7 protein-coding genes, 1 tRNA gene and 2 pseudogenes are annotated in these 6,349 nt (G+C 43.3%); 9 read left to right on the top strand and 1 reads right to left on the bottom strand.

Features of this window, described 5'->3' with window-relative positions; genetic code table 11:
* Window positions 1–116 precede the first annotated feature (116 nt).
* From IPL83_00805 to IPL83_00780, 6 genes and pseudogenes are all read left to right on the top strand, one after another.
* Complete coding sequence (locus IPL83_00805; GenBank protein MBK9037696.1) at window positions 117–347, top strand: hypothetical protein; 231 nt, start codon at window positions 117–119, stop codon at window positions 345–347.
* A gap of 133 nt (window positions 348–480) precedes the next feature.
* Complete coding sequence (locus tag IPL83_00800; GenBank protein MBK9037695.1) at window positions 481–636, top strand: hypothetical protein; 156 nt, start codon at window positions 481–483, stop codon at window positions 634–636.
* 104 nt (window positions 637–740) lie between these two features.
* Window positions 741–1,160 (top strand): annotated as a pseudogene (locus IPL83_00795) (transposase).
* A gap of 377 nt (window positions 1,161–1,537) precedes the next feature.
* Complete coding sequence (locus IPL83_00790; protein MBK9037694.1) at window positions 1,538–1,795, top strand: hypothetical protein; 258 nt, start codon at window positions 1,538–1,540, stop codon at window positions 1,793–1,795.
* Window positions 1,796–1,888: 93 nt separating this feature from the next.
* Window positions 1,889–2,845, top strand: a complete 957-nt coding sequence (locus IPL83_00785) for a transposase (protein ID MBK9037693.1) — start codon at window positions 1,889–1,891, stop codon at window positions 2,843–2,845.
* A gap of 549 nt (window positions 2,846–3,394) precedes the next feature.
* Window positions 3,395–3,835 carry a response regulator gene (locus tag IPL83_00780; protein ID MBK9037692.1) on the top strand — a complete coding sequence of 147 codons (441 nt, stop codon included), beginning with the start codon at window positions 3,395–3,397 and terminating at the stop codon, window positions 3,833–3,835.
* A gap of 23 nt (window positions 3,836–3,858) precedes the next feature.
* Here IPL83_00780 and IPL83_00775 read toward each other — a convergent pair.
* A tRNA-Ala gene (locus IPL83_00775) sits at window positions 3,859–3,934 on the bottom strand.
* A 679-nt stretch (window positions 3,935–4,613) separates the two neighbouring features.
* Here IPL83_00775 and IPL83_00770 point away from each other — a divergent pair.
* The 3 genes and pseudogenes from IPL83_00770 to IPL83_00760 all read left to right on the top strand — a co-directional run bounded on the left by IPL83_00770 (window position 4,614) and on the right by IPL83_00760 (window position 6,349).
* On the top strand, window positions 4,614–4,997 hold the full coding sequence (locus IPL83_00770; GenBank protein ID MBK9037691.1) for a RidA family protein: 384 nt from the start codon (window positions 4,614–4,616) through the stop codon (window positions 4,995–4,997).
* Between the two features lie 6 nt (window positions 4,998–5,003).
* Complete coding sequence (locus IPL83_00765; GenBank protein MBK9037690.1) at window positions 5,004–5,576, top strand: YdcF family protein; 573 nt, start codon at window positions 5,004–5,006, stop codon at window positions 5,574–5,576.
* 157 nt (window positions 5,577–5,733) lie between these two features.
* Window positions 5,734–6,349: pseudogene (locus IPL83_00760) on the top strand (ABC transporter permease).

The following is a 6,349-nucleotide window of genomic DNA, read 5'->3' as shown; positions in this document are numbered from 1 at the left end:
AAATGGACCTCGTCCTAGTCTTAAATTAAACCTTTAGGCGTGTCAGACCCTTTCGGGGGTGGATGTAAACCATAGAATGTTTAACACCATTCAAAATCCGAAGGAGGATACCGCTTATGAAATATTATATTGACTCGATGCCCACAGGACAACATCAACTTTTGCAGTTGTTGACGAAAATGGTCAGTGTGTTTTACGCGAAATCGTCAAACATCGGAACAAAGTCTAGTTCACGTGATCAATCGGATTCATGGCGAGCGCCATATGACATTTGGAAGAGTCCACAATTTCGCAGTGGCTTATTTCTTCAGTTGAAAGACAAGGTGGACAAATTTATTAATTTGTAATCCCACCTATGTGGCAAAAAGCAGGAGCCAAGACGGACTTTCGTGATGCCCTTCCACTTAGCGCAAGAACTGCGGACTAATCATTTGCAGGCGGTATTTCACGACACAGTCATTGATGGAGATCCGCACCACGGTGAGTAGATACTTGGATATTGTGGAAGAAATTGTCAGATTCAAGAATCGTCTGAAAGCTGTGTTCAGGGCTGAGGCCATTCAGACTGATGAAAACAGTTTTTATAAAAATAAAACCCGAATCAAGGAGTTAAAAATCCATCAGCAAAGTTTGTAGCGGAGAAATTATTTGATCAGATTGAGTACCTGGAGTCAGAGAAGGACAAATACAAAGAGGTTTTCGAAAGGAATCGCAAAAAGTATCGACCGATTTGAAATTTCATGACGATTCCCGGAATCAGCATTATCAGGGCCAATATAATTGCCGCGATTGTTTGTCAGCCAGCGCGATTTGAAAATAAACACAAGTTTTGGGGCTATTGCATGTTGGTTCGGCATATCCAAATCTCAGGCGGAAAAATCTATGGGAACAAGAGATTTTTTGGTAGGCGCGAACTCCGCAATGTCTTTCTTGGAGCTGCAGAAAATGTGATGCGATTGGATGGCGAGCTTCGGGATCAATACGATGCACTTCGCGCCAAAGGAACTGATCACAAAGATGCCAAGATTAGTTTGGCCCGGAAAATTGCTTCGATTGCATTGTGCCTCCTGAAAAACAACGACAAGTACAATGAAAACTATTCTGATTATTTAAAGGAGCGAAAGAAGTTACGAAAAGAATTTTTTGAACAAAATTTATAGCTGATAGCCCTTGATTGATTCGAATAACACATAGAAGTGATGCGAGAAGTTGATTCCCTTTTCAAGCTGATAAGCCGAAAAGGTTAATTGATTTTTGATAGGAAAGGATAACTTCGGATGAACTTCAAGGTGCAGGATGAGGCCCAATATTTTCTTGACGGTTTAACGATAAAACACGTCCACTATCAGACTGGCACGCCTGCGTTTTTAATCCAGCATTGTTATGGCACGAAATATCCAAAAGAGCGGCATTATAATAAATTGCCAGCCGTCCCGAAAGGGACTTGGATTTTGAAGAGGCCCAAACAGAAGAATGAATGCGCTAGAAGCATAAATCCGATCAAAACAATGGAAGAGGTTCATAGAAAAACTTTTCCATGATGTATTCGAAGAAAAAGAGCCTCCAGACACGACGACCGGGGATGCAAGCCTCAGGTCTCGATTTAGCCCAGAAATTGGGCGATGGAATACTATTACCTGAAGGAGCTTGCTTTCTTACAGAAGCAATCGTGCCAAGGGTAGGCGGAAACGACAGGCGATCCGAGGTCAATCCAGACGGAAAAATGGAAAAATCAGACAATGTAAGAAAGCGAGCATCCCCTCAGGGGAACATCTACAAATGGACCTCGTCCTAGGCTTAAATTAAACCTTAGGCGTGTCAGACCCTTTCGGGAGTGGATGTAAAATTGAATGTTAAACCCATTCAAATCCGAAGGAGGATGCCGCTTATGAAATATTATATTGGACTCGATGCCCACAGCACAACATCAACTTTTGCAGTTGTTGACGAAAATGGACAGTGTGTATTGCGCGAAACCGTAAAGACTTCAGAACAAAGTCTAGTTCACGTGATCAATCGGATTCATGGGGAGCGCCATATGACATTCGAAGAATCCACAATTTCGCAGTGGTTGTATATTCAGTTGAAAGACAAGGTGGACAATTTATTGATTTGCAATCCCACCTATGTGGCAAAAAAGCAGGGAGCCAAGACGGACTTTCGTGATGCCCTTCACTTAGCGCAAGAACTGCGGACTAATCATTTGCAGACGGTATTTCACGACACCAGTCATTGGATGGAGATCCGCACCACGGTGAGTGGATACTTGGATATTGTGGAAGAAATTGTCAGATTCAAGAATCGCCTGAAAGCTGTGTTCAGGGCTGAGGCCATTCAGACTGATGAAAACAGTTTTTATAAAAATAAAAACCGAATCAAGGAGTTAAAAAATCCATCAGCAAAGTTTGTAGCGGAGAAATTATTTGATCAGATTGAGTACCTGGAGTCAGAGAAGGACAAATACAAAGAGGTTTTCGAAAGGAATCGCAAAAAGTATCGACCGATTCGAAATCTGATGACGATTCCCGGAATCAGCATTATCAGGGCCAATATAATTGCCGCGATTGTTTGTCAGCCAGCGCGATTTGAAAATAAACACAAGTTTTGGGGCTATTGCATGTTGGTTCGGCATATCCAAATCTCAGGCGGAAAAATCTATGGGAACAAGAGATTTTTTGGTAGGCGCGAACTCCGCAATGTCTTTCTTGGAGCTGCAGAAAATGTGATGCGATTGGATGGCGAGCTTCGGGATCAATACGATGCACTTCGCGCCAAAGGAACTGATCACAAAGATGCCAAGATTAGTTTGGCCCGGAAATTGCTTCGATTGCATTGTGCCTCCTGAAAAACAACGACAAATACAATGAAAACTATTCTGATTATTTAAAGGAGCGAAAGAAGTTACGAAAAGAATTTTTTGAACAAAATTTATAGCTGATAGCCCTTGATTGATTCGAATAACACATAGAAGTGATGCGAGAAGTTGATTCCCTTTTCAAGCTGATAAGCCGAAAAGGTTAATTGATTTTTGATAGGAAAGGATAACTTCGGATGAACTTCAAGGTGCAGGATGAGGCCCAATATTTTCTTGACGGTTTAACGATAAAACACGTCCACTTTTAGACTGGCACGCCTGCGTTTTTAATCCAGCATTGTTATGGCACGAAATATCCAAAAGAGCGGCATTATAATAATTGCCAGCCGTCCCGAAAGGGACTTGGATTTTGAAGAGGCCCAAACAGAAGAATGAATGCGCTAGAAGCATAAATCCGATCAAAACAATGGAAGAGGTTCATAGAAAAACTTCCATGCATATTCGAAGAAGAAAGGGTTACTAGACACGACGACCGGGGATGCAAGCCTCAGGTCTCGATTTAGCCCAAGAAATTGGGCGATGGAATACTATTACCTGAAGGAGCTTGCTTTCTTACAGAAGCCAAAGCTGGACGGATTGCGCATACTGCTGGCAGATGATGACCAAAGTGCCCTTGAGGCAATAGGCATTTATTTGAGGTCTTTTGGTGCTGAGGTCATGGCTGTCGAGTCAGCTGGTGAGGCTATCAAGTTAATGCCAAGTTTTAAACCAGATGTTTTGGTGAGCGACATTGCTATGCCAGGAGAAGATGGCTACAGCTTGATCCGCAAAGTCAGGAATTTGAAGTTGGCTCAAGGAGGGGATGTACCAGCCTTAGCTCTCACAGCTTATGCTACTGCTGACGATACCAAGCGTATTTTGGCTGCGGGTTTCCAGGCGCACATGGCAAAACCTGTGGAGGCGAACAGTCTGGGTAGAGTCATATTGGATATCTCTGGACAAAAAATAAATAAAGATTAATTTATGCTCGTTAAGGTGGAAGTTGGTGGACCTGACAGGGATCGAACCTGCGACCTGAAACATGCCATGCTTCCGCTCTCCCAACTGAGCTACAGGCCCACTTTTGCGAATCTTCAAAGAATTTATTGAGGATTATTTCTAGCTCTTCTGTCCAATGGTGGCAAGTAATAATTTTGTTGAAAAACTCAATAGTTAGGGGATCTAATAGGACCTAAATGAATCTTGGGGAGGAGCCGATATGATAGATAGGACAGCGATTCTGAAGAAGTCTATGAGACTTATTGCCTTATTATTTGTTTGCCTTGCTAGTTGTTTGCAAGGGCAGGCGAAGAATCTGACCAACCGTCTTGGTGTTGGTTATGCCGATCAGTTTGCCGAGGAGCTGCCCAGTCTTGCGGTAAGATATTACCCAAATCAGAATCTCGGTTTGTCTGCCTCACTTGGAGTCGATACTCATAAGGACAGTTCACGGTTTGGATTTATGGCACGAGTTCATCGGGTGATATTTATGGAAGACAATTTGAATTTCTACATGGGAGCCGGGGCGGGAATTTTGAGCGTTGAACTGGCAGGAGCAACAAACTCTGGATTTGAGGTCAGTGGATTTTTTGGTTCTGAATTTTTCCTTCCCGGATTGGATTCTTTGGCATTTATTTTTGAGGCTGGAGTTGGAGTCACTTCACTTTCGAGGAAATTCGTTTTCGAACAATGGGGAATAGTCCAATCAAGGCAGGAATGGTCTTTTATTTTTAACTTGCAAAAAGATGAAGGGAAAAAAATGTCAAAGCGTATCATTGAAACCAAGTCAGCGCCAGCACCTGTGGGGCCTTACTCACAAGCTGTTGAAATCGGAGATACTCTTTATTGTTCCGGGCAAATTGCGATTGATCCGACGACAGGAGAGGTGTTAACCGGAGATGTAAAAGCTCAGACAGAGAGAGTGATGAAAAACATAGAGGCCGTGTTAGCAGCGGCGAGTTTGAATTTTTCCAATGTGGTAAAAACCACAATCTATTTGATCAATATGGGCGATTTTGCCCATGTGAATGAAGTCTATGGCAGGTATTTTAAATCCTCGCCGCCCGCTAGATCAACGGTGGCCGTATCAGGTTTGCCAAAGGGAGTCAGTGTGGAGATCGAAGTTCTGGCAAAAAGGTCCTGAGCGAGGGTGCGACTGCAAAGGGGAATTCTTTTTGCTGGTGTATTTGTTTCTGGCTTAGGGGCCTGGGCCTTCTATGAAGAATCGCTTAAGATTTCTGGACAAACGGTGACAAGTTGGGAAGAAGATCACGCGGCAGATTGCGCCGTGGTCTTGACTGGGGGTGCTGGGCGCGTCCGCGAGGGTTTTGAGAAATTGGTTATATCTGGAGTCTATCCTCATGCGACTCTCCGGGGAGATTTTTCCTCAGTGGCCCTATTATGGCGTTTGGACCAACGTAATATCATTTTAGAAAAAAGATCTGGCACAACTTACGGGAATGCTCAGCAGAGTTTGCCCTTGATCGAGGCTCTGCATTGCAGAGACATGATCTTAATTACCTCAAGAATTCATATGTATCGTTCCATGAGAATCTTTTCGTCTGTGTTTCCAGAGTCTTTTCCTATTTATCCCCGGTCCATCGTGCAGGGTAGCTATGAGACGCCTTTTGCAGAACTGGCTATCGAGGTGTTTAAATCTTTTCTATTCGCTTTGGGCCTACTAAAGGCCAGCACGCCTCATTTTTCTCGAAGTCCTGTTTAGTTGAGTTTTGTCAAGCTCAACGCACAGGTCTCCGATTTGTTATATGGAACAATTGGAGAAGAGCATGGCTCAAATCGCAGCCTATTTGGTTGGACAGGTAGATTCACTCGGCGAGTGGTTTTTGAATATCGGCAAATACACTTTTAAAGTGTTCATCATGATCTATTTTGCAGTTCGTGCCGCCGTTTATGATCAAGCCCAAGGGATTCGAACAATCGTGAGCGTTATTTCTGCTCAGATTTATTTTACAGGAGTTCAGGCGCTCCCGCTCATTTCAGTTTTGGCTCTGGCCTCAGGTGGCATTGTAATTATGCAATCGAATATGCAGCTGAGTTTATTGGGTGGCAAAACGACATGATTGGAAATCTTCTTGTCATTATCATCGTGAGAGAAATCTCGCCTCTGCTAACCGCACTCGTTGTGATTGCCAGAAGCGGAACAGCCGTCGCCTCTGAACTCGGAAACATGAAGGTTAATAGAGAGTGGTCACATCTCTTGTTCATGATTTACCATTTATATTTTATTCGGAGTCCCTGGCGCAAGCGTTCACGGGCGAGGATGTCCTATTATTTTTGGCAAAAAACACGTTTAGTGGGGCGATCATCTTTGTTGTTTGTTGTTATCAGGGAATGTTGGTTCAAAGTGGTCCAGAGGAGGTACCCCAGTTTACGACAAAGGCCGTTGTAAATAGCATTATTTATGTGACTGTTTTTAACTTGGGGACCACAACCTTATTTTATCTCAATCAACTGAGAAAGTTGGGAGTGTTTTAA

Source organism: Bdellovibrionales bacterium (assembly GCA_016716765.1).
In the GTDB taxonomy this organism is placed as follows: Bacteria; Bdellovibrionota; Bdellovibrionia; order Bdellovibrionales; family UBA1609; genus JADJVA01.
The sequence above is the reverse complement of the archived record's forward strand: the minus strand, read 5'-3'. Positions and strand labels throughout refer to the sequence as shown.